The sequence below is a fragment of the Sulfuriferula nivalis genome, assembly GCF_009937995.1.
Classification (GTDB): domain Bacteria; phylum Pseudomonadota; class Gammaproteobacteria; order Burkholderiales; family Sulfuriferulaceae; genus Sulfuriferula; species Sulfuriferula nivalis.
Genome location: NZ_AP021881.1, coordinates 2,387,303 through 2,411,888, shown reverse-complemented (window position 1 = coordinate 2,411,888; position 24,586 = coordinate 2,387,303). Strand labels below are relative to the sequence as shown.

The following is a 24,586-nucleotide window of genomic DNA, read 5'->3' as shown; positions in this document are numbered from 1 at the left end:
ATAGCGGCTTCGTTCAACTGATGTGTTAAGTGCTGAGTTCCAAGCTATTTTTGCGTCGTTGGATGAGATTGAAGCAACCTATTATATTGACATTGTCCGTGCCAGATTGGAGGTGATTGAGAAATTTGAGACGGAAATTGTTGATGCCAGGAAGCAGGAAAAGGTGGCGCAAAATTATTTGTTTGATCACCTCTGGCTACTTGATCCTACATGGGATCGTGTTCAAGGTAGTGCTCAGATGGAAGTGACGTTAACTAAAGAGCTTAAGCGAGCTTGTCCAGATGCGATATCTGGTGCTAGGTTGGATATTGCTTATCGCACTACTGTAGGCAGGCACGTGATTATTGAGCTTAAACGTCCAGGCCTTTACGTTGATGCTGCCACGCTGGAAACACAGGGTCGTAAATACGTGGTGGCTGTAGAGCAGTGGTATCGAGAGAATCCAAATGCGGGAGGGCATCTGAATCGTTTGCCTCCCATTGATGTGTTTTTTTTAGTTGAGACATCGCCTGCTCTTAATGATCGTGAGTCTAAATCGTGGGATGCCTACAATCTTAAAGTATTAACTTATAAGGGCCTCATTACCAATGCTCGAATGTCTTATCAATCATATTTGGATATCAACTTAGACGTAGCAGGTAGGTTAACAACTTTGTTGGATGGTATTTAAGTCGTATTTACTAGATGGTAATAAACACCTTTATTTTTATATAGAACTAATACATTTTGTTGTTACTTTTGCAACGTAGGTTGGGGAAATGTGTGCAGCGTCGATTAATAATCTTCATTCAGTAAATAAGCATTCTCTATCGGCCAATATGGACGTTTGAAGCGGGTTAAAAGTGTGTAGTCAAAATGATTGGAACCTGATAGTTTGGTAGGTTTGAATGATCGCTTTCTAGGCAGTTGTCAGCGTCCGGTATGGTTTGCGGATTCAACTGGGGGACTTAAGAGTAATATGTCCAAGCGATATTCCTTTGGTATGGATCGGAGTAATTGGTTAACGGCTGATCTTGTAATGCCAAGTTGGTTTGCGATTGAGGATTGGTTATTTCCCAATGCTAAAAGCGCCACAATCTCCTTCTTTCGATCTGAGATTTTCTGATCTAAAAGATTACGTGCTTCATCGCGTAATCTCTTTTGATCAATATCATTTGTTGCATCGTGTTCATCATCAAGGCCGAGCCTATGGTAATTGATTAGTAAATGAATAAATACATCTACATATACATTACCTGAATTCGCTTGGGGCTTTCGCGTAAGCCAGCCCCAGCATTGGTGGTGCAAACGTGAAAGTTCTTGTTGAAATTTTTTCTGATTGCGCTTCGCAGTCCTATACGATGCGCGCACCACATTTTCGGCGTACCTCTCTTTTGGTCGGTGAAGGCTGCAATATTGCGTGCTGAGTCTGTCTTGTTCCTTAGGGGCAATATCATCTTTTGAACACGAAATATTACCGTTCAAGCATGAAGATATTTCGGTTTCCTGGCCACAAAGACGACAAACAGTGAAGAAACGGTCACGTTGAAAATTCACTGCCCCTTTTTGTGCACTCTTCATTTTTGATCTTTTGTCACGGCATAACATAGCAAGATTGCGTAGGCTATCAATACTTGCTCCTAATGTTGGTTTCAGGAAACCTTCTTGATTATGGCATGCCCGATAAAGCTCTTGGAGAAATCTGTCTAGCGCATCAAATCCGTGATAGCGCGCAATATCGCTCAGGATGTAACGCCCGTTGATTGTCCCTCTACAGGGAATTGATGCTCGCTTATTCTGTTCGACAGCATATTTAATGTTCTTGTCGTGTTCATCCAGTCGTCCATATGGCATAAAGTTTTCAGGCCATTGATAGCGCTCCCAGGCATGATCTAGCAATTTACAATCAACAAAAAAAATTTTGCATAGATCGGCCCATGCGGGATCAATCAAATCGTGCATCAGTCGAAAAATTGAGTAGCGTCGCGATTCAACTGAATATGGCCCCCACTTTTCTACAAAAGTTTTGATTGCCATTGCAATTTGTGGACTGCATCCAGGAGCTGGTTTGGCGAATCGTTGAACGGATTCTTGCCATTCTGAAATTTTTTTAGGCATGTTAAGTAAATTGACAACTTAATTGGTTTAATCATACCTGTGCTAAGCGCATCCTTCAACCTTGTTAAGCATAAATAAAGGAAGGATGGCAAAAGTATGCATATTGAAGAGGTATTAACAGACCAGTATGGCCCATTGATGAGTATTGCTCATCTCGCAAAGGTGCTTGACCGCTCTGAAGAAGGGCTGCGTATCAGCTTGCGTTCTAATTCTGGTTGGTCAAAGGCAATCAATGCGGCAAGACTTAAACTTGGGCGGCGTGTGTATTTTAGAACTGCAGATGTGGCCAAGGTTTTGAGCAATTAATTTAAGCGTACGAGATGTCGTTTTTGACAGCGTCAAACTACCTTAATCCCGTCGCCCATCTCGAGGCTGTGCAAAAACGTGTGCAGGCTGAGCGCGTGAGTAAAGTTACTGGGTCGAGTGCTCCGCTGCAGCGCAAGGGTGTTCAGTTGCCCTTGTGGCCAGAGCCTGTCCGGGCCGTGCCGAATGGCTTTCTACGGTCGGCATTGTTCGGTGTGATCGGCAAGGGAAAACGGCGCTACATGAAGGCCGAATTGGTGGCCGCAGTCGATGGCGTGGAGATCCGCTACACCGGCCAGCGCCTTGACCAAGGCGACCTCGATGTGTGGGCAAACGTGCTGCATACGGTACGCCTTCAGGAGCTTGGCGGGCAATGCCGTGTAACGTCCTATGCCCTGCTGAAGCTCATTGGTAAGACCGACACTGGCAAGAACCGGGCAACCTTACAGGGGCGCATCGAGCGGCTGCGGGCCAATGCCCTGACGGTCAAGCAAGGCCGTTACAGCTACATCGGCGGTTTGATCGCCAGGGCAGCCAAGGACGAGAAAACACAGGAATGGGTGATCGAGCTGGACGCGAAGATGTGGCCACTGTTTGCCGCCGACCAGTTCACGCAGATCGAATGGGCGGTGCGTCACGCGTTGAACGGTCAGCCGCTGGCTCAGTGGTTGCACGGCTTCTACGCCAGCCACGCCAAGCCGTTCCCGTTGAAAGTCGAAACGCTACACAGCCTCTGTGGCAGTGAGGCGATCTTGATGAGCGACTTTGCCAAGACGCTGCGCAAGGCGCTGAACGCCTTGATGGACGTCAGCGCGACCTATGGTAAGGGGTTCAGCTACGAGATTCGCGGCAACCTTGTGCACGTTGAGAAGCGGGCCAGCGGATCACAGCGGCGGCACTTGACCAAGAAGGCGGCTAAGTCCTGGAAGCCTCACGTCTGATACCGTTCTAGCAACCCCAGTATGCCGTTCTAGCAACCCCAGCGTACCGTTCCAGCAACCCCGCTATCCACCGCCCGAAGAGGTCGCAAAGTCTCACCAGTGTTAGGTTTCAGCCTTCGGCGAAAAACGACCTAATCTTTTTTTAATCTTTCTTAATCACGCAGTGGCTAATCTCGTCGATTTTGATTCTTCAATTTACGGTTTCTTAGATTTTAACTATGCCGTTTTTTCGTATGTTTCTAATTTCAAAACTGAGGCAAGCGCAGCTCGTCAGAAAGGCTTTTTAAATTGTCGTGAGGAGCTTGTGTGCAGGTCAGGAATCGGCGTGCCGATTGTGCACAGGCGAGGGGGCATCAGCCTGTGTGCAACTGAGCTGTGCACAAGCGGACGCGAGATAAACCACTGTAAGCGAGTCTCGGTCGATGTTATGCCGCTTTGCGGCATCGCGTGCCATGCACGCAAAACAATAAGGCGTGCGCTGTGCGCACACATAGAACATCGAGAACGACTTCGAGACGGTCAGGCTGTGCAAAGACGGCTTCACCTTGGGTAGTTTCGGTTAGAGAATTTGAAAAGCGGCTTGCATAAAAGCAGGGGTGCGTCTTGTGGTTTTTAACGCTCGTGTCCGTAATCAATATCACGAGGTTTTGCGGCAGTTTCAATAGCCAATTCTTGTTTCTGACGATCAAGAATTCGCATTATTTCTGGGTCGTTTTTAATCACGTCCTTAATTTCTTCAATTTTTGCTTTTAGCTCACGCTCTTTCTCATTCCCAGCATCAAAAACCTCAATTAGCTGACGGCTCATGGCTTGTTCTCTAGCTTCTACTTGAGCCACATATCGTTTAGCTTCATCAACCGATATAACGTTGTACTCATTCGTTTTGGTGGTAAGTAGACCTTTGGATTCGATTACCTCAACACGCACCGTTTTCATCGGTTCTAGAGGGGCTTTGATGCTTTTCAGGTAGTCGCTTGCCCGTTTTTCTTGGCTGGCTTCGATTTGTTTCAGTCTTAGTTCTTTCTGCTCGATGGTTTGGCTAAGGTCGCTGATTCGGTGCTCATAAACGCTAATGCGTTTCTCCAAGGCTTCCGCCTTGGCGGTTTCAGTTTGCAGTTTGGTTTCTGCTTTGGCCAGCAGTACCGCGTAGTAATCTCGTTTCTCAGATAGCGCGGCGAGTTCCTTGGGTAAGTCGGCGTGTAGCTCCGCTACGCTCCGATGGATGATCTTGTCCAGGCTGTCACCGCGTGCCTGGCGTTCGGCTTTAGGCGTACCTCTCTCGATGCCTAAATGCTTTACCTCCTCAGCCACAACGTCCTGTAATCGCTTCAAATCGGTTGGTGTTAGCCTTGGGGCTTGTTCTCGTCCGTTTTCTAGCCTGTAGCCTCTCAAAGTGAAGTGAGCATGTATCGCGCTTTCGTCACGATGCACCACAAGCCCTAGAAGGTCGCGTTTAGACTCTCTGGCTACTCTGGTCGCCACTTTCTTAAACAAATCGTCCTGAGCGTGTTTTGGGAGGTTTTGGATGGTGGCTTGAGCCTCTGTGCCGAATGTTATTATTCCGGCTATCGTAGTGCTCGCATCTGCACGTAGTTTTTGCTGACCAGCCGCTAACCGATTCGCGGCGATTTCGTCGCGAATGGTTGAGGGTCTTGGGGTTTTGATGATGACGCTGTTCAGGTGTTTTTTGGACTGGTCAACATAGTCTGGGGTTTTCTTGGGATTGCGTAAATCGTGGTCACGTTGACCACCGCTTGCCCGTCCTGACATGGGGGCAACACGGACTGAAATGGTCTTGCTCATTTCGCTGGCTTGTCTGATTCAGAAGCTTCGTTCTTCTGCTGAAGAAGACGTTTCAAGTCTTCAGAGATCGGAGGTTCTCTGAGCGAAAGTGCTAACGATTCTATCGTAGTTACAAATATTGGTGGCGAAAGATAGGACAAGTCCACTGGCGGGTAAAATACCACCTTGGATCTCCCTATCTTGACTGTCTTGGTCGTCTTGGGTTTTATTGATTTCATGGTGCTGATTCTCCGCAGGGTTTCGAAAGGGGCGCAGCCTCTTCGCCTACCAGCAACCGAAGGTTGCATAGAACGTTATGTATTGATACTATAATTATAATATCAATACATCTAAAACAACGAGGGGACATAATGCAAAAAACGGTAATTTTAATGGCTGTAATTCTATCTGCATGCACTGCAAAGCCGCCAACGGTACTCGAATTTTTACACAACGAAAAGCAGTTAAGCGATACCACAAAAGAATGCAGAAATAACGGCGAGGGTAACAAGTTAAACCCAACTCCAATATGCGCAAATGCTTTTGAAGCGCAAAATATGAAGTTCACGGCGAGGGAGTTTAGTCACTGCGGCAATGACCAGGCGTGCTTAGAAAAATTCTATACTGACAAACTGAAATGACAGTTCCCGCATTTACACCGACGGCACCAATAACATACATTATTGACCAGATCACTAGCTTGGTTTCCGCTGCTTTAGATGGAGTAGCTGGAAATTTAATTACAACGATATCACCATTGGTTAGTGCGGTTTTTGGTGTGTATATTATATTTCTCATGTTCAACTATATGAGAGGGGCAACACCAGAGCCATTGATGGATCTGCTTGCTTTGATTGTTAAGTGGTCTCTTATAATTAGTTTTGGTCTAAATGCAGAAGCATACTCATCCACCATTTTACCTATTGTGACTGGGCTTGGTGGTGATTTGGCAAATGCCGTTTCTGGTGGCACTGTAAGTGCTAATTCTCTCGATACGCTTGGACTCGCTTATTTGAAGATAATTGATGATGGGTTCGCTGCGGCTAGTAATCTTGGTGCGTTAGATAAAATTGCAGGGTACATATTTGTTGGATTAAAAACGATAGTTATTGTGTTCACATTAGTACCGTTCTTGGTGGCCGCTACGCTTGCAATTATCGTCGCTAATGTAGGCTCTATGATTATTGCCGCACTTGCGCCTATTTTCTTCTCGTTTCTTCTATTTCCCGCCACTCGGCAATATTTTTCATCGTGGTTGAATTCGTTAATTAGCTATGCTTTGAATCCAATACTAATCGCTGTTGTGTCTATGGTTGGTGTGGGTATATCTGCAGCGCTTATTGCGTCAGACGGTGGCGGCCAAAGTCTCGTTGATATACCATTTTCACAGGTTTTTACGGCGGGTATTGGTAATCTGGTTTTGCTTTTTCTGTTGAAGCAAGTTAGTTCATTGGCATCGGCATTGAGCTCTGGTGGTATTAGTGCTCCTGGTGCAGGTGGTTTGGGAGGGCTCGCATCAGTAATACGTGAAAGCGGAATGAAAAGTCATGCTGACGCGAAACAACTGGAAAGGCGGCCTTTGAAGAATCCACAAGCTGCTGGTGGAGGCGGCTCAGTTAGCAGAAAAGGTGGTTAACTACCTGGTATTTTCGCCTAGGCGAAAATACCAGGTCTTTTTACGAATTTAGGGTGCAATAAATGCAAATTATTAAAAATTCATTAATTAAATTCCTATTGGTTTTGGGCTTGTTTGCAAGTATCAATGCGCATGCTGGCATACCAGTTATTGATGTGACAAGCGTTACTATCCAGCAGTCTCAGCTTGCGCAGGCGATTCAACAGGTTGCTGCTTGGGCGCAGCAATATCAGCAAATGGTCGCGCAGTATCAACAGGCCGTAACGATGCAAACAATCGCATCTGGTTCACGTGGCATGGGTGCGCTACCTGTTGCGCCATCTTCGTCTAACCTCCCGTCAGATTGGGATAGTGCGTTAGCAACGATAAAATCATCAGGTACCTATGCTACTGAACGAGCCAAATTCCCGACATCGCAAAATACGACATTAAATGCAGCTTTTGATCAACGCGCTGCATCAAAAGCTGCCATGACAAATTTTTTTGCGTTGGCTAATGCGCGAATTCAAAATGTTTCAAATTTGATGAGTCAGATTGATACGGCGACAGATCCAGCCGCTAAGAATGATTTAGCGAATCGTTTGATTAACGAGCAAAACAGCATTGCGGCCGACAAACAGGTAATGTCAATCATTAGGGAAAAACTGGCACAAGACGAGGAAACAACAAGCCGAGCCGCAAGTTCGGCGGTAATGTGTAATGAATTTCGCCATGCGGGGTGTTAATGAAGCGCAATAATGGTCGGATAGACTATTTGTTAAAAATGGCACGTATAGAAAACATTTTTGTTTTCGTTGCGGTTACCGGCTTTTCGCTTATGTTCTTCAGCGCTTTTTTTGCAGAGGTTGTGAGCTTATTTTACAGCGCAAAGTTGGATAGACTGCACTACGCTTTTTTTTGGTTAATCGGGTTTGTTATTGGTGTTTCTGTAGGGATGAGATGGATTCTAACTTTGGCTATCAGTCTAATAGCCAATTACGACAAAACTAAAAAAGCCTTAGAGGCTGAGTGAGCCGCTTATATATAAACGCTGTCAAAAAGCATATCTTTGCGCTCCTTGATGAGGAGTAACAACTTGCACTTGTCGCATTCTTATGGGGGTAGTTGAAATGAAGCATGTGCATGAAGCCGCAGCTTACGATAAATGGTTTCGTGCTGAGATCGAAGCGGCCATTGTAGAAGCTGACGATCCTAAAACTAAATGGGTGCCCAATGAAGATGCGAATAATAGCTGGGCTATAAAACGCGCTGAGTTGCTGGAACGCATTGGGAACACCCATAGCAAGTTTAAGACCAGCGACTATGACATCGTTGTGGATATGACGATATCAGTATAATCAAAGGCTGGCGAAGATGAAGAAACTCTTTTCTATAATAAGCGATAACATCCAGACAAGTTTTGGAACTCCCATAAAATTGCTACAGCTGCTCAATGAGCGCTCGGACATCAGAGTTGAAATCAATGAGCCTAACCGTGTGATTGCGGCTGATAGCGTAGTTTCCTGGCATAGATGGGGCGAATCCTCACCATTCAAGTGGCCACGCCGTAGTGATGGTCGGATCATGGGCTGGAAATACTCAAGTGGATACTACTGCAGCTTCGAGGTGTATCGGCCAGAATTGGCAGATTTCGGCTGCTGCGAGACCACCGAACAATGGACCTGCGACATTCAGAATGTCGACGGCGTTTTGCACTCAAAATCAGAACTCGACAAGTTCGCCACCTTGGACGATATGGTGGCGAAAAACTCGCCAGAGATGATCAACGAAGTCACTAAGGCCATGCTTTGCAAGAACCTTGCGCACGGCGAAATCCGCATCCTCCACAACAGCGACACGTCCGACCACTTTGCTCGTTACCAGTGGGACGGCAGGGTGTTTCTGATGAATGGCGGTGGCTCACATCACTTCGCAGCAGCACGCTACATTGCTTCGCGCATCGCACAACAAGTCCCGCTCAAAGGCAAGCTATGTACCTACTCGATTAATGACGTTGCCGTTGGTATGCTTTGCCGTGACTTCGACATATACGCGATCTCCGACGAAGCGGAGATATCCAATAGATTCCACGACGCCATGGAGTCATTTAAGGCAACCTACCTTCTGCACGACATGCCGAAACCCTATGGCAAAGCTAAAGCAATACTGCTACCCAAAAATGATGCGCGGTCAGTGCGCGTATCCAAGGTGCTACGTGAGGTGGGTGTAGCCGACCTTGGCCACCACTTTGCCGCGCTCTGTAACCGACAGTCGCGTAACAAAGCACAGCCGGTTTAGCGAAGGAGGGGCTTATGCGGTACATCTGCGGTACAGTCATCATGTTTGGGTGGCTTTGCTAAAATACGCTAAGTTACTGTCGCGTAAGTGCTTTTAACTTCTCTTGATTACGGTAGTGAATGCTTGATTTATATAGGCACGGTGCTATAATGGCGAACTCATAATCCTTTGGTCGCGGGTTCAAGTCCCTCCAGACCCACCAGTAAATAAAGGCTTGCAGCAATGCAAGCCTTTTTTACATTTCAGCCTTTTAGTAGTGGGTTATTCACTATGGGCACTATTCTTACCTAAATTAAATGATTACCCTAAAAAATATTACCTTGCGGCGTAGTGCCAAAGTCTTGCTAAATGATGCTTCGTTAACCATTAATCCAGGTGAGAAAGTTGGACTGGTTGGGCGCAATGGCGCAGGAAAGTCGACGTTGTTTGGCCTGCTCAATGGTACGCTGCATGAGGATAGTGGCGATTTTTATTATCCGAAACAATGGCGTATGGCGCAAGTTGCGCAGGATATGCCAGAGACTGAAGAATCGGCTACTGATTTCGTAATCGGCGGCGACAGTCGTCTGGCGGAGTTACGTGAAGCCTTGAGTGTGGCTGAAGCAACTGATGATGGTATGTTAATCGCTCAAGCCTATATTGATTTAGGTGATGCAGGTGAACATGATGCTAATGCACGTGCGCAGGCGCTAGTGCTGGGTCTGGGTTTTCAGTTACATGAGCTGGATAGCCCAGTGAACAGTTTTTCTGGCGGTTGGCGTATGCGTTTGCAACTGGCGCGCGCGCTGATGTGCCCGTCGGATTTATTATTGCTTGATGAGCCGACTAACCACTTGGATTTGGATGCGTTGGTATGGCTGGAAGCATGGTTAAAACGTTATACAGGCACAATGATAGTCATCAGTCATGATAGAGAGTTTCTGGATGCGGTTACTGCAACCACTGTGCATATTGATTGTGCACAATTGACCCGCTACGGTGGAAATTACAGTCTGTTCGAAACGCTGCGCTCCGAGCAAATGGTGCTGCAACAGGCGACATTCGAGAAGCAGCAAGATAAAATCGAGCATCTGCAAAAATTTATCAATCGTTTCAAAGCCTCTGCCAGTAAAGCCAAGCAGGCACAAAGTCGGGTGAAAGCGCTGGATCGCATGGAAAAAATTGCACCTATGCTGGTCAGTGCTGATTTTACCTTTGAATTCAAAGAGCCTACCCATATTCCCAACCCTATGTTGTCGATATCCGATGCCAGTTTTGGTTATATTGCTAAAGATGAAAATGGTGAAGACTTACCACCCAAGGTTATTCTGACTCACATCAGTAAATCAGTACAAGCAGGGCAACGCATCGGCATACTCGGGGCAAACGGGCAAGGTAAATCTACGCTGGTGAAAACCATAGCGCGTGATATGGCAGCACTCGGTGGCACAATAACTGAAGGCAAGGGGCTGAATATTGGCTACTTTGCGCAGCAGGAACTTGATGTGTTGCGCCCGGAAGATAACCCGCTGGAGCACATGGTGCGGTTAGCACGTGATGCACAAACCCAGTCCAAGGAGCGTACTGGCGAACAGGCATTACGCGGTTATTTGGGCGGCTTTAATTTCAGTGGTGACATGGTCAAACAGGCTGTCGGTACCATGAGCGGCGGCGAGAAAGCGCGTCTGGTGCTGGCGATGATGGTATGGCAGCGTCCGAATCTATTGCTGCTCGATGAGCCAACTAACCACTTGGACTTGGTCACCCGCGAAGCGCTTGCCATGGCGCTTAACGAGTTTGAGGGCACGCTCATGCTAGTCAGCCATGATCGGGCGCTGTTGCGTTCAGTGTGCGATGAATTCTGGTTAGTCGGCCGCGGAAAAGTAGAACCATTTGACGGCGATCTGGATGATTACCAACGTTATCTGCTGAGCGAATCCAAACGTTTGCGTGAAGAGGCAAAAGCGGCATTGGTTTGAGTTGCAGTTGCTCAGGGGCATCAGGTAGCTTGTTTGTAAGAGTATTCTTAAAAATTGCATCGTGCATTTAAATGGCATAATTTTCTAATTGTGTTTTAATGTTGCACATAAAGCGGTGAGTAGATAATTTAAGAGGATGAAATTTGTTTAAATGCAGGGCAAAAACGATAGTTGGTTATCCAGCAAAACGCAGCATGGATGTGGCTGTTGCTATGCTAACGTTGTTTTTTGCATCTGTACCTATGCTGGTTGTGGCTATCCTGGTGAGGTTGACATCGCCAGGCAATATTGTTTATTGGTCTGATCGCGTGGGGCAAAATAATAAGATATTTCGTATGCCAAAGTTCCGCACTATGCGTATAGATACCCCCGCTGTTGCAACTCACTTATTAGGTAGTCCAGAACAGTACTTAACGCCGATAGGCGGGTTTCTGCGTAAATCCAGTTTGGATGAGTTACCCCAAATATGGAGCATACTGGTAGGTGATATGAGTCTGGTTGGGCCACGCCCAGCCTTGTTTAATCAGGACGATTTAATTGCGTTGCGTACCAAGAATGGCGTGCATGAGTTAGTGCCAGGTTTGACAGGTTGGGCTCAAATTAATGGGCGTGATGAACTGCCCATTCCGCAAAAAGTGGCGCTGGATGTTGAATATTTAAATAACATTTCTTGGTTGCTGGATATAAAAATAATACTGAACACAGCATTTAAAGTATTGCGTCGAGATGGCGTTACACATTAAGTCATCCCTTTGGGGAATTAACGCTTCAATAATCTGTCAGCTTTAGTCTAGATCTTCGACTAATCAATTATAAGTGAGCTTGCCTGTGGATTTAACCCATACTACTTTATTTCCGCGTACACCTGATTTGCAGGGCACTGATGTGGAGGCGATGCGTGCGACGTTGCGGGATTATTTTCATGCAACGTTTAGCCGTTATGAGCAGTTGTTCGAGACCTTGGCTTGTGATGATGCGTACTTTGAGAAGGCGATCAGTCTGCGGCATCCACTGATATTTTATTTTGGTCACACTGCGACATTTTTTATCAACAAGCTGCTATTGGCGGGCTTGGTGACCGAACGTATTAATCCGCACTTTGAATCCATGTTTGCAGTCGGCGTGGATGAAATGAGTTGGGACGATCTTAACGACAAACATTATCCCTGGCCGACAGTAGCTGAGGTACAGGCATACCGTGACCAGGTACGCGCTATGGTTGATGAGGTCATCGCACACGCACCGCTGACTTTACCCATAGGCTGGAGCCATCCCTGGTGGACGATAGTGATGGGTATAGAGCATGAGCGTATCCATCTGGAAACATCTTCTGTACTTATCCGTCAACAACGTCTGGATTGGGTGCGTTCACATCCTGAATGGGTTGCATGTACGCTGTCGGCAGAGCCGCCAGTTAATGAGTTGGTGAACATCGCTGCAGGGACGGTGAGGCTGGGTAAAGATCGTGCCGATACCACTTATGGCTGGGATAACGAATATGGTGAGCATGTGGCTGATGTGGTTGAGTTTCAGGCCAGTCGCTATTTGGTTACTAACCGTGAGTTTCTGGAATTTGTTGATGCTGGTGGTTATACGAAGGATGCCTGGTGGGATGAAGAAGGCCGTAGCTGGCGACAGTTCGCACACGCTATCCATCCTGCATTCTGGCTGCGTACTGATGCCAGCTGGCAATTACGCTTGATGACTGAGGTGGTTGCTATGCCTTGGGACTGGCCGGTGGAAGTGAATTATCACGAAGCCAAGGCTTTTTGTAACTGGAAGTCGGTGCAGACAGGCTGGGTGGTGCGACTACCTACCGAAGATGAATGGTGCCGATTATATGATGTAAGTGGCATAGCTGAGGTGCCAGCAAATAGTGCTGCGCTGGCAAACCTGCACTTGGATCACTGGGCATCCGCCTGCCCAGTGACTCAATTTGCGCATGGGGATTTGTTTGATGTGGTGGGTAACGTATGGCAGTGGACGGAAACGCCGATATACCCGTTTGCAGGTTTTGAGGTGCATGCTATCTATGATGATTTTACTACGCCGACTTTTGATGGGCGTCATAATCTGATTAAAGGTGGTTCGTTTATCGCTTGTGGCAATGAGTCGCGTCGTGATGCGCGGTATGCGTTCCGACGTCACTTTTTCCAGCATGCCGGCTTTCGTTATGTGGTGAGTGATGCCGCAGTGGTTGCGCCGAATGTGTATTACGAGAGCGATAAGCAATTATCAGAATATGCTGAATTCCACTATGGTGAGGAATATTATGGCGTTGCGAATTTCCCCAAAGCATTAGCAGAAATCGCAATAGCGATAACCGAAGGTAAGCCACGCCTTAAAGCGCTGGACTTGGGCTGCGCTACAGGACGGGCAACTTTTGAGCTTGCCCGTGCATTTGATGCAGCTGTTGGCGTGGACTTTTCTGCACGGTTTATTAATTTGGGTGTGCAGTTGGCGCAAACAGGCAGCATACGTTATACCCTGGTAGATGAGGGTGAACTGGTTTCCTACAAAACCCGTGATTTGTCGAGCTTGGGGCTGGATGCTGTCCACGATAAAGTTCATTTTGAACAAGGTGATGCGTGCAATCTTAAGCCTATATTGTCAGGGTTTGATTTAATTCTCGCGGCAAATTTGATTGATCGCCTATACGACCCCGCACAGTTTTTATCCATGGTACATGAACGACTAAATGTTGGTGGTGTGTTGCTGATTGCTTCTCCCTATACCTGGCTGGAAGAGCATACGCCACGTCAGGACTGGGTGGGTGGTTATAAGAAAGATGGAGAAAACTTTACTACGCTGGATGGTTTGAAAGCTCAGTTGGGTAAGCATTTCCGTTTGATGCAGACGCCACAGGATGTGCCTTTTGTGATACGTGAAACGCAACGCAAATTTCAGCATACTTTATCCGAAGTAACCCTCTGGGAGCGGATTAGCTAATGTTCGATTTCGACCAGATTATTTCACGCTCAGGTACAGCGAGCGAGAAATGGGATGGTCGGCTTGCGACATTCGGACGCGCAGATGTCACGCCCTTGTGGGTGGCTGATATGGACTTTGCCGTACCACCCGCCGTCACAGAAGCATTGCTGGCGCGTGCTCAGCATCCAATTTTTGGCTATACGCTGGCAGATGATGTGGTATATGAGAGTTTAATCAACTGGCTATTTCAGCAACATGGCTGGCAAGTTGAACGTGACTGGATAGTGTTCACGCCGGGTGTGGTGCCGTCAATTTACGCAGCAGTGCAGGCCTTGACGCAATCGCATCAGGGCGTCATCGTGCAGCCTCCTGTATATCCACCATTTTTTAGTGCAGTAGGGGCGCATGGACGAGTATTGCTGGAAAATCCATTGCGGTTAGAAAATGGCCGTTACCAGCTGGATCTAGAACAGCTGGAACAGTGCGCGCAACAGGGCGCTAAATTGTTATTGCTATGCTCGCCACATAATCCGGTTGGGCGAGTTTGGCGACCTGATGAGCTTACGGCAGTGCTAGATGTAGCGCGTCGCTATCAGCTTATAGTTTTTTCTGATGAAATCCATGCGGATTTGATTTACCCTGGGTACAAACATACGCCGTTGGCGACATTGGCGAGTGAGGGTGATCTCGTGATTACTGCCGTATCGCCAAGTAAAACCTTTAATCTTGCCGGATTGGGGTTGTCTGCCTTAGTTATTCCTGATGCAAATATACGTCGTCATATGGTTGATGCGTTTGCACAGTTACATATCCAAGTCTTAAATCCATTTAGTCTGACTGCTTATACTGCGGCTTATCAACACGGTAGTGCGTGGCGTGATGCGCTGATGTGTTATCTGCGCGATACTCGTGATGCAGTCATTTCCTACTTAGTCCAGCATATTCCGAAAATACGTCCAATTGAGCCAGAAGGCACCTATTTAATGTGGCTGGATTGCCGAGCATTAGGCATGAGCGATGTGGCGTTGCGTGATTTCTTTGTACGGGAATGTGGACTAGGGCTGAATGCAGGTTTCACTTTTGGGCAGGCGGGAAGTGGTTTTATGCGGCTGAATCTGGCGAGTCCTCGTTCGGAAATTATGAAGGCGTTAGAACGCGTGTATGCCTGTGTAAGATGAATTCTTGTTTTAATTTGATTTATTCATGATGACGTGTTAATATTTTCGCACTTCATATACAGAATTTAACCTACATGAATAATAAGGTGGGTGGAGGAGATGAAGGTAGTGCCAGAAGTTAATGCTGATGTTGCTTTTATTGGTCGTCAGTTTTTAGCTTCACTTGATGCCGTCCTGACTTATTTATAACGATAAACTAAGGGTCAGGCGGCATTTTTCATACTGCGGCGTAATGCTTAAGCAGAGCGCCGCCAGCTAATCAGTAATACCCCACCTAATACCAGTATCGAGCCGACAACTTGTAAGCCAACTATGGTTTCGCCCAGAAATAAATACGCCATAAAAATAGTAGCGACGGGGCCTGCTGAGCCTATGAGCGCAGTTCGTCCTGGATTAATCAGGCGGATGGCGGCGGAGAGCATGAATACGGGTAGCACTGTTGAAAATACGGCCATTGCTGCACTGAGCCAATATATTTTGGCTGGAAGCTGCAACGCGTTGATGTTATGCGTGAGGCCGAAGTGTACGAGGGTAAATATACTGGCGACTATCATGGCGAGTGCAGTAAAACGTATTGTGCCTAGTTTATGAACAGCGTGCCCTGCGCCAACCAGATAGATGGAGTAACTCAAGGTGCTGGCAAAAACGAGGCTGGCACCTAGTATCATGTTGGTGGTTTGTTGACCTAAATCATGTACAAATACTAAGCCTATACCCACATAGCTGATAATAAGCGCGATGATGTGACGTCGAGTAATGCGATGCTTAAAAAGCACCGCAGAGAGCAGTACGGTCATGGTGGGATAGAGAAATAGTATCAGCCGTTCCAGTCCAGCATTCAAATATTGTAATCCCATAAAATCCAGCAGGCTGGAAATGTAATAGCCGATAAATCCCAGTGCGATAATTAGACCATAATCATGGCGGTGCAATGAATTTACATGTTGCTGGCGTGAACTCCAGATTGCGACTGCAATAAATACTGGCAAGGAAAAGGCCATACGTAACGCCAATAGCGTAATCGCATCTATAGGTGCGACCAGATAAGCGAGTTTGACAAATATGGCTTTGGTAGAGAAACCTACCGCGGCCAGAATGGCAAGAATGACACCCAGACCAAAGCGCGGAGGTGGAGATGACGCTTCGGTGTGCAAATCGCCAGTACCCAATTTAATGGGGATGCAAGTAGGCGTAGCCAGCCAGTACCAAGCCTGCGGTCAGGAGTATGGCAATCAGAATTAGCCAGCGTTGATTGCTACGCTGTTGTGCTAGTAAAAGCGCTGTTTGTTCACGCATGGCGTTGGCGTTATCTTGAGCCAGATAAGCATGCGCCAGACGCGGTAATTGCGGCAGCAGTGTTGCCCAGCGTGGCGCTTCGTGTTTAATGTTACGCAGCGCACCTTGCCAGCCAAACTGTTCTTTCATCCAGCTTTCGAGAAAAGGTTTGCCCGTTTTCCACAAGTCCAGATCAGGATCAAGGTCACGACCCAGGCCTTCAATGTTAAGCAAAGTTTTTTGCAGCAATACTAATTGTGGCTGGATTTCCATATTGAAGCGGCGTGAAGTCTGGAACAGGCGTAGCAGGACCTTACCGAACGAGATTTCCTTTAACGGGCGGTCAAATATAGGTTCGCAGACGGCACGAATAGCGGCTTCAAATTCGTCGACACGGGTATCAGCTGGCGTCCAGCCCGCATCAACGTGAGCCTGGGCAACGGCGCGGTAATCGCGCTGGAAGAAAGCAAGGAAGTTCTGCGCGAGGTAGTTTTTGTCGACTTCTGTCAGTGTGCCCATGATGCCGAAATCCAGCGCAATGTATTGCCCCTGTTGATTGACCTGAATATTGCCAGGATGCATGTCTGCGTGAAAAAAAGCGTCACGAAAAACCTGAGTGAAGAAAATTTCTACGCCATCCTGGGCGAGCTTGGGAATGTTGATACCCATTTCACGCAGTTTGGCTGTCTGGCTGATGGGAACGCCTTTCATGCGTTCCATGACCATTACCCCAGCTTCGCAATAATCCCAATAAACTTCGGGCACGATGAGTAAATCAGATTGTTCAAAATTGCGGCGTAATTGCGAGCAATTTGAAGCCTCTCGCATCAAATCCAGTTCGTCGGTTAAGGTCTTGCGGAATTCACCTACAACTTCACGTGGATGCAGACGTTTGCCATCAGAAAATAGTTTTTCAACAAGGATGGCGGCGGCTTCGAGCAAGCCTAAATCGTGTTCGATAATTTCGCCTATGCCAGGACGGAGGACTTTGACAGCCGCTTCTGTGCCATCTCGTAAAATGGCAAAATGGACTTGGGCCATCGATGCGCTGGCGACAGGTTCTGCATCGAACTGGGCAAAAACTGTTTCCAGCGATTTGCCATAAATGGCCTCCAGTTTAATGCGCACTTCACTGCCAGGGAAAGGTGGAACGCGATCCTGCAGTCGTGCCAACTCTTCTGCAATGTCGAACGGCATTAAATCGCGGCGGGTAGAAAGCATTTGCCCGAATTTTACAAATATAGGTCCCAAAGCCTCCAGTGCGCGACGTAAGCGCACGGCGCGTGGTTCAGATAAGTCACGCCAAAACAGGGTGACATTAACCAGCCAGCGTAAACCGCGCACGCGCTCATGGCCTAGAAAAAACTCATCCAGTCCGAAACGAGCAGCGACCCATAAAATAGTGATGAGACGAAAAATACGCATGTGGTTATAGCTTGGATTGAAGTTGGCTGGTAAGTAGATCTATGCGTTTAGCTAGCCGTGCAGTGTCATCACGCACGGTATCAACATCAGTAATAAATTGCTGCAAAGGCTTGCGCTTGATAATCATGCCGGATTCTTCATGGGCATATTCAACCAGCATTAACGCGGTGTTGGTGATGTTGCCTCGCTTCCACTTAATCAGGTTGCGTACAATTTTGACCAGTTGATGTGCACTTGCGTCACCCATGAAACGTGCAAAATCGGCTTCGGCATCCCAGTCCAGATCCATCAAGGTGTTACCCACGTCTGCAGCGAGTTGGGTGTCACCCGTAATGTTGATGCGATGCGTGGCGGTTTTGTCACCTAGTGCAATACGCGCGAGTATCAGTGGATTGAGATGAAATTGTGCGTCGCTTTCGGCGTCATCAGATGCTTGCAAGCGGCCTTCGCTATTCATCGCAAAAGTGAAGCTAATCAGGGGTAATGTAATAGCGACACGCTTTCCAGCATGCTGGGCGAGTTTATGCTGGGCACTCGGTGCAGATTCAAGCAAATGATTCAGCAGCGGGATGAGCATGCGCCCATTGAGCGTGTCCAGCATCAGTATTTGTAACCCTTATGCAAGGCAACGACACCGCCGCTGAGATTGAAGTAATCAACCTTGGCAAAGCCCGCTTCTGACATCATGGTTTTTAAGGTTTCCTGATCTGGGTGCATGCGGATAGATTCTGCAAGATACTGGTAACTTTCCGCATCTTTAGCGATTAATTTACCCATGACAGGCAGTAATTTAAACGAGTAAGCGTCGTATATCGGTGCGAGTGGTTTCCATACCTTGGAAAATTCTAGCACCAGTAAACGTCCACCAGGGCGTAATACGCGATACATATCTCGTAAAGCTGCGTCTTTGTGGGTCATGTTGCGCAAACCAAAAGCGACGCTGATACAATCAAAGTAGTTGTCGGGAAATGGCAGTTTTTCACCATCGCATTGTGCAACAGGGATGGCTTGACCCTCGTCCAGCATGCGGTCGCGCCCGACGGTGAGCATGGAGCTGTTGATGTCAGTCAGCCAGACTTGACCTGTAGGTCCAACTTTTTTAAGAAATAGACGGGTTAGATCTGCCGTGCCGCCAGCGACGTCGAGCACGCGATTGCCTGGACGTACGCCTGATGTGGCTATGGTAAATTGTTTCCAGACGCGATGCAGACCCATAGACATGAGGTCGTTCATTACATCGTAGCGCGCAGCGACAGAGTGAAAAACCTCGGCAACCTTGCCCGCTTTATCGGATTCGGCAACTGTTTTATAACCAAAGTGAGTGGTGTTATCCATAGCGCAGACTTTAATATGAAGAAGCTAAATCATAACCGATAACGACATGGCGTGGATTGATTAAAGCTAAGAAATAAAGTGGAATGTGGTGAAAATGAAGTGGCGAGCCCAACCCCCGGCACTTGCAATAAACAGCTGTGGCTGCTTCCTTCCGGACCTGACCAGGTTCACCGCCTTGCAATGCGAGGAGACCCGCCGCTGTGTATTCTACGCTAGTCACAGAAGCTGGCAAAGCGGTATAGTGTATTAATTTTAATGACAGGGTGTAGACTATGAAGTTAATGCGTTGGCTGGGATGGTGTGTTATGTTGAATATGGCTGGTTTGCAGACCGTTCATGCCGATTTTCTGAGTGATCAAAATGGGATAGTAAATAATCAGGTTGAAGACGCACCCGACTGGGAAGAGTCGCAGACTAAATTGCCCGCAGCACCTAAAGATGAAAATCTGGTGCCATTTTATGTCAGCGGTATCGCAGGTAATCAATATGCGATTGATAAAACCACATTGGATGTGGGTAAGGATGGTGTCGTGCGCTATGTGCTGGTGATTAAGGCACAGGGCGGGGCTAAAAATGTCAGTTTCGAAGGTATACGTTGTGAAACACGCGAACAGAAAATTTACGCTACAGGTCGTGATGATGGTAGCTGGGTGCCTGTGGTAGACAGCCATTGGCGTGGTATATCTGGTCGTTCATTGCTGTCTTATCATCGTGCTTTGGCGGATGAGTATTTTTGTCCGCAAGGGGTTATCGTATGGAGTAAGGGGCAGGCTTTACAGAATATTAAAGCGGGATGGTGATGAACTGTTTTTGCTAGCGCAATCCATGCTACGTGATATTGCGTTCTGTTTTAATTAGGAATAATCTGGCACTATGATTTTGTCATAGTGCGGTGCCGATAGTAGGCTTGCAGCTTGCGGTTATTTAATCGGAGAAATCGGGGTGGGTTATGCAAGCAGCGAATAAGGAAATAGATGTATGTGGCACCTGCTGTCCTGTGCCTTTGATTGCGGTGCGTAAGGCGGTTGCGGAGCTGCATGCTGGACAGATTTTGCAAGTGACAGGCGATGACCCTATATTTGAGGAGTCTGTACGTGATTTGTGCGAGATAGCTGGATACAAAATTGTTGAATCAGAAAAACTGGGTCGCAAGATAATAATACAGATACAAATATAAGAAATAGCAAAAAATAATAATACTGATACAAAAAATATGGATGGTTAATGGAGACTAGCACATGGTAGAGCATCCTCAACAAGCCACAATCATGGTCATTAGCGCTGATATGGATAAAGTGATGTCGGCCTTTTTGATTGCGACGGGATATGCGGCGATGGGTATCAAGACCAATATGTGGTTCACTATTTTTGGTGCAAATTGTTTAAAACGTCGCCGTGGTATTTTACATACGCTGCTAGGCAAGCGTAGGCAAGATAACTCACCATACCGGCGCCAGGAATCTGATTCTATAGTTCAAACTATGGTGGAAGCCGTTAATCTCGGTGGCGCAAATCATTTGCCATTATCACAGATTAATTTTTTTGGTATTGGTCCAAAAATATTTAATTTTTTACTTCGGCGCAAAAACATTCCTACACTCGAAGAGTTTATCTATCTGGCTGAAGACTTGGGTGTGTCGTTTACGATATGTCAGATATGTGTAGATACGTTGGGGCTGGATACTTCGGATTTGATCGTCAGCAAAAATGTTCAAGTAAAAGGCGTGTCTCAATATGTAAAAGACAGTATGGCAAGTCATTACAATGCTGTGATTTGAATATTTTCAATCAGGAGTGTTTAGAATGAACGAATCTGATTGCCTGCGACAGCTTCGCGATCGCGAATATGAGCTTAAGGTTTTGCAAGAAGTGGGTAATGCCATTACCTCAAACTTGCATCTGGATGTGGTGTTGAAATTGGTTGCCGAAAAAGTGCGCACCCTAATCAGTGCCGACACGTTAATGATCCCCATGCTGGATCAGGTCTGTGAAAACTACACCTATGCTGCGGCAAGTGGTAAAGATGCAGATTTGATTGTGGGTACGAGTTTTTCGGTCAATGTGGGTATGTGCGGGTGGGTACTCAAGAATCAGCGTCCATTGCTTTATGGTGAGTCAGATCAATGGCCCTTTCAACAAAAAGCAACTACTTGGGAATATGGACAAATTTCTGCATTGCTGGTGCCGCTGGTGGTTGGAGATCGCATCATAGGAGGGTTGTCCGGAACGGGGAAAGTCAACGGTGCAAGCTTTACTGTACGGGATATGGAACTGTTGAAGCTGGTTTCTAATCAGGTAGGTATTGCAATAGAAAATGCGCGCTTGTTTGATGAGGTAGAGTCACTGGTAGCAAGTCTGGAATCAAAGGTACAGGGGCGCACTTTGGCATTGCAGGTGGCTAATCAGGAGCTGGAAGCATTTTCTTATTCGGTGTCACATGATTTGCGTGCGCCGTTGAGAAGTATAGATGGCTTTAGTTTGGCGTTGCTGGAAGATTATGCAGATAAATTAGATGCGGAGGGCAGGAATTATTTGGAACGTTTACGTGCCAATGCCAAACGGATGGGGCAGTTGATAGATGCTTTGCTGGGACTTTCACGTGTGTCACGATTGGATATGCAATTGTCGTTGATTGATGTGACTGCGCTTGCGCAGCAAATTGTTAACGAATTTCGTGAAGCCGAATCTGATAGAGTTGTTGATATACAGATAGAAACAGGTTTGAGAGCAATGGCTGATCCGTATTTGGTGGAGGTTTTGTTAACTAATTTATTATCTAATGCCTGGAAATATACGGGTAAAGTGGCATCGGCGAAAATAAATGTATTCAAGAGCAGTTGGAATGGTCAATCCTGTTTTTGTATCAGTGATAATGGTGCTGGGTTTGATATGAAACGCGTTGACAAGTTGTTCCAGCCTTTTCAACGTTTGCACATGGAAAGTGAGTTTGAGGGTACCGGTGTGGGTTTGGCTACCGTACAACGGATTATTAATCGGCATGGTGGGTGGATACGAGCGGAAGCTACGCCAGGTAACGGTGCTGCATTCTTTTTTACGCTTGATCAAATGACATGAGAGGCGCATGAGCATGAATAACAATAATAAAACCATATTGTTGGTGGAGGACAACCCGGATCAGGTCTTGCTAGCGGAACGGGCGTTAAAGAAAGCGAATGTTGATGGGAACATGGTCGTCATGGCTGATGGAGAGCAGGCGCTAAATTATTTGAATGGCAAGTCGGGTAGTGAGTTGCCGCATGTTGTGTTGCTGGATCTCGGACTGCCCGGCATAGGGGGGCTAGAAGTGTTGCAGCAGATCAGAAATAGTCCGCAGACACGTAATTTGCCAGTAGTGATATTGTCAACTTCGGATGAGGTGTCGGATAAGCGCGATGGATATGCCATCGGTGCTAACAGTTACATACTTAAACCTGTTGAATTTAAACGTTTTGTTCATGTGGTTGAAAGGCTGGCCGAGTATTGGTTGGAATTGAATGAGCACTATACAAATAAGGTGAACTGATCAACATGGCTGAGCATGAATTAAAACCGTTGCGCGTGCTAATGATAGAAGACTCAGTTGACGATGAGCTGTTGTTGCGTCGTCAGTTGAAGGGTGCTGGCTATCATGTATCGCTGGAACGTGTTTGTTCGGAGGAAGCGCTGAGGACATTCATGCCCCCAGTATGTTGGGATGTGGTGATTTCTGATTACAAAATAGTGCCTCAGTTTGATGGGATGGATGCGCTGCATACAGTACGTGAATTTGATCAAACGATACCATTTTTTTTATTGTCGGGTACGGTTGGTGAGGAAATTGCAGTTGAGGCAATGAGGTCGGGCGCTAACGACTATATTATGAAAGATAAAAGTGCCCGCCTGCCTCAAGCGATAGAACGCGAATTGCGGCAAGCAGAAGAACGTCGCGCCCGCATTCGTAGTGAGCAGCAAATGGATTATTTTGCCCGTCATGACATGTTGACTGGTCTTTGGAATCGCAGGGAGTTTGATACGCGCCTGGAGTGCCTATTTCAGGATGCTAAGGATAATCGTCATCAGCATATTCTGATGTATATGGATCTGGATCAGTTTAAGTTACTCAATGATACCGTTGGACACACTGCCGGAGATGCGTTGTTAGTGCAAATCGCGGAGGTGATGAGTGGTTTTGTAATTAAACCAGATGATGCCGTTGCAAGGCTGGGTGGTGATGAATTTGGTGTGTTGCTGGCAAATTGTGAAATGGATCGTGCGTTGATTGTTGCCGATGAAATTCGTGAGGCTGTTCAGCAATACCGTTTTGATTGGCGCAGCCAGATTTTCACGATCGGTATCAGCATCGGTATTAGCCTGATTACTCCATATAGCAAGAGTGGCGGGGAATTGTTAGCCGAGGCTGATAGTGCCTGTTTTGCTGCTAAGGCCAAGGGCAGGAATCAAGTGCATGTTTATAAATCAGATGATCTGGATACCATAGAAAAAAAACATGAAATGCGCTGGGTGCTTGCTATCCCAGAAGCGTTGCGTAGTGATTCGTTCCAGCTTTATTATCAGCCTATACAGATGATAGGAACTGGTGCCCGACATCATGGAGAGGTCTTGCTGCGTATGCTTGATCAGAATAATCGGTTGATTTTTCCTGATGCATTTATTCCAGCGGCGGAGCGCTATGATTTAATGCCGGCTGTGGATCGTTGGGTGATTACTAATACCTTGCAGTGGGTCAAAGCGCACTTGCATCAACTGCATCCGGAGCAGGAGTTTTCGATTAACTTGTCGGGCAAATCTTTCCTTGATGTCAAGTTTCTGCATTTTTTATTAGATACATTGGACGCAGCTGCGATTGACCCTAAGCATATCTGTTTTGAATTGACAGAATCGGCTGCTGTGGGTGAGCTGAGTGATGCTATTAAGTTTATTTCCACATTGCGTGATAAGGGATATCGCTTTTCGTTGGACGATTTTGGTAGTGGTATGTGTTCACTGAAATATCTGAGGAAGCTGCCTGTTGATTATCTGAAAATAGATGGTTGTTTTGTGAAAGAGATAGTTGATGATGCTATATCCCGTTCTATTGTTGCATCAGTCAATACTATTGCTCACGCGATGGGGATGCAGACGATCGCAGAATATGTCGAGAATGACGAAATTTTAGCTATTTTGTCAGACTTGGGGGTCGATTATGCTCAGGGGTATGTTGTTTCAAAACCGATGCCTTTGAGTAATTTAATCAGTGGCTGAAAAGCTGTACAAGATTCGAGTTCGATCGCGGTGCTTTAATTAATCTGGAAATGATTTGTGAATTCGTTCAGTTTTCGGTTAATTCATTGTGAAACAAAGGTTTTACCCTGAGACTGGTAGGGGAATGCAGGAATTGAGCGGATTTATCTCTGCTAGCTAATTGTCTGTGCTTGCGCTTTAGGCTAAAATTCAGCATTACCTGCGCTG

Annotated in this window: 25 protein-coding genes and 1 other RNA gene; 19 read left to right on the top strand and 7 right to left on the bottom strand. The window is 46.7% G+C overall.

Translation table 11 applies throughout. The features are described 5' to 3' along the window. Nucleotides 1–58 precede the first annotated feature (58 nt). Nucleotides 59–670, top strand: coding sequence for a hypothetical protein (locus SFSGTM_RS11865; RefSeq protein ID WP_162085350.1), 612 nt, complete (start codon nucleotides 59–61; stop codon nucleotides 668–670). A gap of 239 nt (nucleotides 671–909) precedes the next feature. Here SFSGTM_RS11865 and SFSGTM_RS11860 read toward each other — a convergent pair whose 3' ends face one another. Further along, nucleotides 910–2,097 (bottom strand): helix-turn-helix transcriptional regulator, encoded by a 1,188-nt coding sequence (locus tag SFSGTM_RS11860; RefSeq protein ID WP_162085349.1) that lies wholly within the window; start codon nucleotides 2,095–2,097, stop codon nucleotides 910–912. Between the two features lie 96 nt (nucleotides 2,098–2,193). On the opposite strand from SFSGTM_RS11860, the gene SFSGTM_RS11855 reads away from it, so the two are divergent. Both SFSGTM_RS11855 and trfA read left to right on the top strand, forming a co-directional pair. Further along, entirely contained in the window at nucleotides 2,194–2,403 is a 210-nt protein-coding gene (locus tag SFSGTM_RS11855) for a DNA-binding protein (RefSeq protein WP_162085348.1), read from the top strand. 14 nt (nucleotides 2,404–2,417) lie between these two features. Continuing rightward, nucleotides 2,418–3,341 carry a plasmid replication initiator TrfA gene (gene trfA, locus SFSGTM_RS11850; protein WP_162085347.1) on the top strand — a complete coding sequence of 308 codons (924 nt, stop codon included), beginning with the start codon at nucleotides 2,418–2,420 and terminating at the stop codon, nucleotides 3,339–3,341. A gap of 612 nt (nucleotides 3,342–3,953) precedes the next feature. On the opposite strand, the gene SFSGTM_RS11845 is transcribed toward trfA, so the two are convergent. Continuing rightward, nucleotides 3,954–5,144: a plasmid recombination protein gene (locus tag SFSGTM_RS11845; protein WP_162085346.1), complete on the bottom strand. Its 1,191-nt coding sequence runs from the start codon at nucleotides 5,142–5,144 to the stop codon at nucleotides 3,954–3,956. A gap of 350 nt (nucleotides 5,145–5,494) precedes the next feature. Between SFSGTM_RS11845 and SFSGTM_RS11840 the strand changes: the two genes are divergently transcribed. The 10 genes from SFSGTM_RS11840 (at nucleotide 5,495) to SFSGTM_RS11795 (ending at nucleotide 15,103) form a co-directional block, all read left to right on the top strand. Continuing rightward, nucleotides 5,495–5,764: an EexN family lipoprotein gene (locus tag SFSGTM_RS11840; RefSeq protein WP_162085345.1), complete on the top strand. Its 270-nt coding sequence runs from the start codon at nucleotides 5,495–5,497 to the stop codon at nucleotides 5,762–5,764. Continuing rightward, nucleotides 5,761–6,759: a TrbL/VirB6 family protein gene (locus SFSGTM_RS11835; RefSeq protein WP_162085344.1), complete on the top strand. Its 999-nt coding sequence runs from the start codon at nucleotides 5,761–5,763 to the stop codon at nucleotides 6,757–6,759. The genes SFSGTM_RS11840 and SFSGTM_RS11835 overlap by 4 nt, the downstream gene beginning before the upstream one ends. Before the next feature lie 62 nt (nucleotides 6,760–6,821). Then, nucleotides 6,822–7,484, top strand: a complete 663-nt coding sequence (locus SFSGTM_RS11830) for a type IV secretion system protein (protein WP_162085343.1) — start codon at nucleotides 6,822–6,824, stop codon at nucleotides 7,482–7,484. Further along, on the top strand, nucleotides 7,484–7,771 hold the full coding sequence (locus SFSGTM_RS11825) for a hypothetical protein (protein WP_162085342.1): 288 nt from the start codon (nucleotides 7,484–7,486) through the stop codon (nucleotides 7,769–7,771). The genes SFSGTM_RS11830 and SFSGTM_RS11825 overlap by 1 nt, the downstream gene beginning before the upstream one ends. Before the next feature lie 97 nt (nucleotides 7,772–7,868). Further along, nucleotides 7,869–8,096, top strand: a complete 228-nt coding sequence (locus SFSGTM_RS11820; RefSeq protein WP_162083357.1) for a hypothetical protein — start codon at nucleotides 7,869–7,871, stop codon at nucleotides 8,094–8,096. A 16-nt stretch (nucleotides 8,097–8,112) separates the two neighbouring features. Next, nucleotides 8,113–9,036, top strand: coding sequence for a DUF6685 family protein (locus tag SFSGTM_RS11815; protein ID WP_162085341.1), 924 nt, complete (start codon nucleotides 8,113–8,115; stop codon nucleotides 9,034–9,036). A gap of 296 nt (nucleotides 9,037–9,332) precedes the next feature. Next, the gene (locus tag SFSGTM_RS11810; RefSeq protein ID WP_198420553.1) at nucleotides 9,333–10,994 is read left to right on the top strand and encodes an ABC-F family ATP-binding cassette domain-containing protein; all 1,662 of its coding nucleotides are present in this window, start codon (nucleotides 9,333–9,335) and stop codon (nucleotides 10,992–10,994) included. A 194-nt stretch (nucleotides 10,995–11,188) separates the two neighbouring features. Further along, on the top strand, nucleotides 11,189–11,737 hold the full coding sequence (locus SFSGTM_RS11805) for a sugar transferase (protein ID WP_162085340.1): 549 nt from the start codon (nucleotides 11,189–11,191) through the stop codon (nucleotides 11,735–11,737). An 85-nt stretch (nucleotides 11,738–11,822) separates the two neighbouring features. Beyond that, nucleotides 11,823–13,943 carry a 5-histidylcysteine sulfoxide synthase gene (gene ovoA, locus SFSGTM_RS11800; protein ID WP_269780052.1) on the top strand — a complete coding sequence of 707 codons (2,121 nt, stop codon included), beginning with the start codon at nucleotides 11,823–11,825 and terminating at the stop codon, nucleotides 13,941–13,943. Continuing rightward, nucleotides 13,943–15,103, top strand: a complete 1,161-nt coding sequence (locus SFSGTM_RS11795; RefSeq protein WP_162085339.1) for a MalY/PatB family protein — start codon at nucleotides 13,943–13,945, stop codon at nucleotides 15,101–15,103. The genes ovoA and SFSGTM_RS11795 overlap by 1 nt, the downstream gene beginning before the upstream one ends. A 236-nt stretch (nucleotides 15,104–15,339) precedes the next feature. Here SFSGTM_RS11795 and SFSGTM_RS11790 read toward each other — a convergent pair whose 3' ends face one another. From SFSGTM_RS11790 to ffs, 5 genes are all read right to left on the bottom strand, one after another. Next, the gene (locus SFSGTM_RS11790) at nucleotides 15,340–16,272 is read right to left on the bottom strand and encodes a DMT family transporter (protein ID WP_232525972.1); all 933 of its coding nucleotides are present in this window, start codon (nucleotides 16,270–16,272) and stop codon (nucleotides 15,340–15,342) included. A 1-nt stretch (nucleotide 16,273) separates the two neighbouring features. Then, nucleotides 16,274–17,803 carry a ubiquinone biosynthesis regulatory protein kinase UbiB gene (gene ubiB, locus SFSGTM_RS11785; protein ID WP_162085338.1) on the bottom strand — a complete coding sequence of 510 codons (1,530 nt, stop codon included), beginning with the start codon at nucleotides 17,801–17,803 and terminating at the stop codon, nucleotides 16,274–16,276. 4 nt (nucleotides 17,804–17,807) lie between these two features. Next, nucleotides 17,808–18,404 carry a ubiquinone biosynthesis accessory factor UbiJ gene (locus SFSGTM_RS11780; protein ID WP_162085337.1) on the bottom strand — a complete coding sequence of 199 codons (597 nt, stop codon included), beginning with the start codon at nucleotides 18,402–18,404 and terminating at the stop codon, nucleotides 17,808–17,810. Next, nucleotides 18,404–19,138: a bifunctional demethylmenaquinone methyltransferase/2-methoxy-6-polyprenyl-1,4-benzoquinol methylase UbiE gene (gene ubiE / locus SFSGTM_RS11775; RefSeq protein ID WP_162085336.1), complete on the bottom strand. Its 735-nt coding sequence runs from the start codon at nucleotides 19,136–19,138 to the stop codon at nucleotides 18,404–18,406. The genes SFSGTM_RS11780 and ubiE overlap by 1 nt, the downstream gene beginning before the upstream one ends. Nucleotides 19,139–19,236: 98 nt before the next feature. After that, nucleotides 19,237–19,335, bottom strand: an RNA gene (gene ffs / locus SFSGTM_RS11770) — signal recognition particle sRNA small type. A 75-nt stretch (nucleotides 19,336–19,410) separates the two neighbouring features. On the opposite strand from ffs, the gene SFSGTM_RS11765 reads away from it, so the two are divergent. The 6 genes from SFSGTM_RS11765 (at nucleotide 19,411) to SFSGTM_RS11740 (ending at nucleotide 24,379) form a co-directional block, all read left to right on the top strand. Further along, the gene (locus SFSGTM_RS11765; protein WP_162085335.1) at nucleotides 19,411–19,938 is read left to right on the top strand and encodes a CNP1-like family protein; all 528 of its coding nucleotides are present in this window, start codon (nucleotides 19,411–19,413) and stop codon (nucleotides 19,936–19,938) included. A gap of 149 nt (nucleotides 19,939–20,087) precedes the next feature. Further along, nucleotides 20,088–20,315, top strand: a complete 228-nt coding sequence (locus SFSGTM_RS11760) for a sulfurtransferase TusA family protein (protein WP_162085334.1) — start codon at nucleotides 20,088–20,090, stop codon at nucleotides 20,313–20,315. 61 nt (nucleotides 20,316–20,376) lie between these two features. Beyond that, nucleotides 20,377–20,916 carry a DsrE/DsrF/DrsH-like family protein gene (locus tag SFSGTM_RS11755; protein ID WP_162085333.1) on the top strand — a complete coding sequence of 180 codons (540 nt, stop codon included), beginning with the start codon at nucleotides 20,377–20,379 and terminating at the stop codon, nucleotides 20,914–20,916. A 25-nt stretch (nucleotides 20,917–20,941) separates the two neighbouring features. Beyond that, entirely contained in the window at nucleotides 20,942–22,213 is a 1,272-nt protein-coding gene (locus SFSGTM_RS11750) for a sensor histidine kinase (protein WP_162085332.1), read from the top strand. 13 nt (nucleotides 22,214–22,226) lie between these two features. Next, nucleotides 22,227–22,661, top strand: coding sequence for a response regulator (locus SFSGTM_RS11745; RefSeq protein ID WP_162085331.1), 435 nt, complete (start codon nucleotides 22,227–22,229; stop codon nucleotides 22,659–22,661). 5 nt (nucleotides 22,662–22,666) lie between these two features. Then, entirely contained in the window at nucleotides 22,667–24,379 is a 1,713-nt protein-coding gene (locus tag SFSGTM_RS11740) for an EAL domain-containing protein (RefSeq protein ID WP_162085330.1), read from the top strand. The last annotated feature ends 207 nt before the right edge of the window (nucleotides 24,380–24,586 follow it).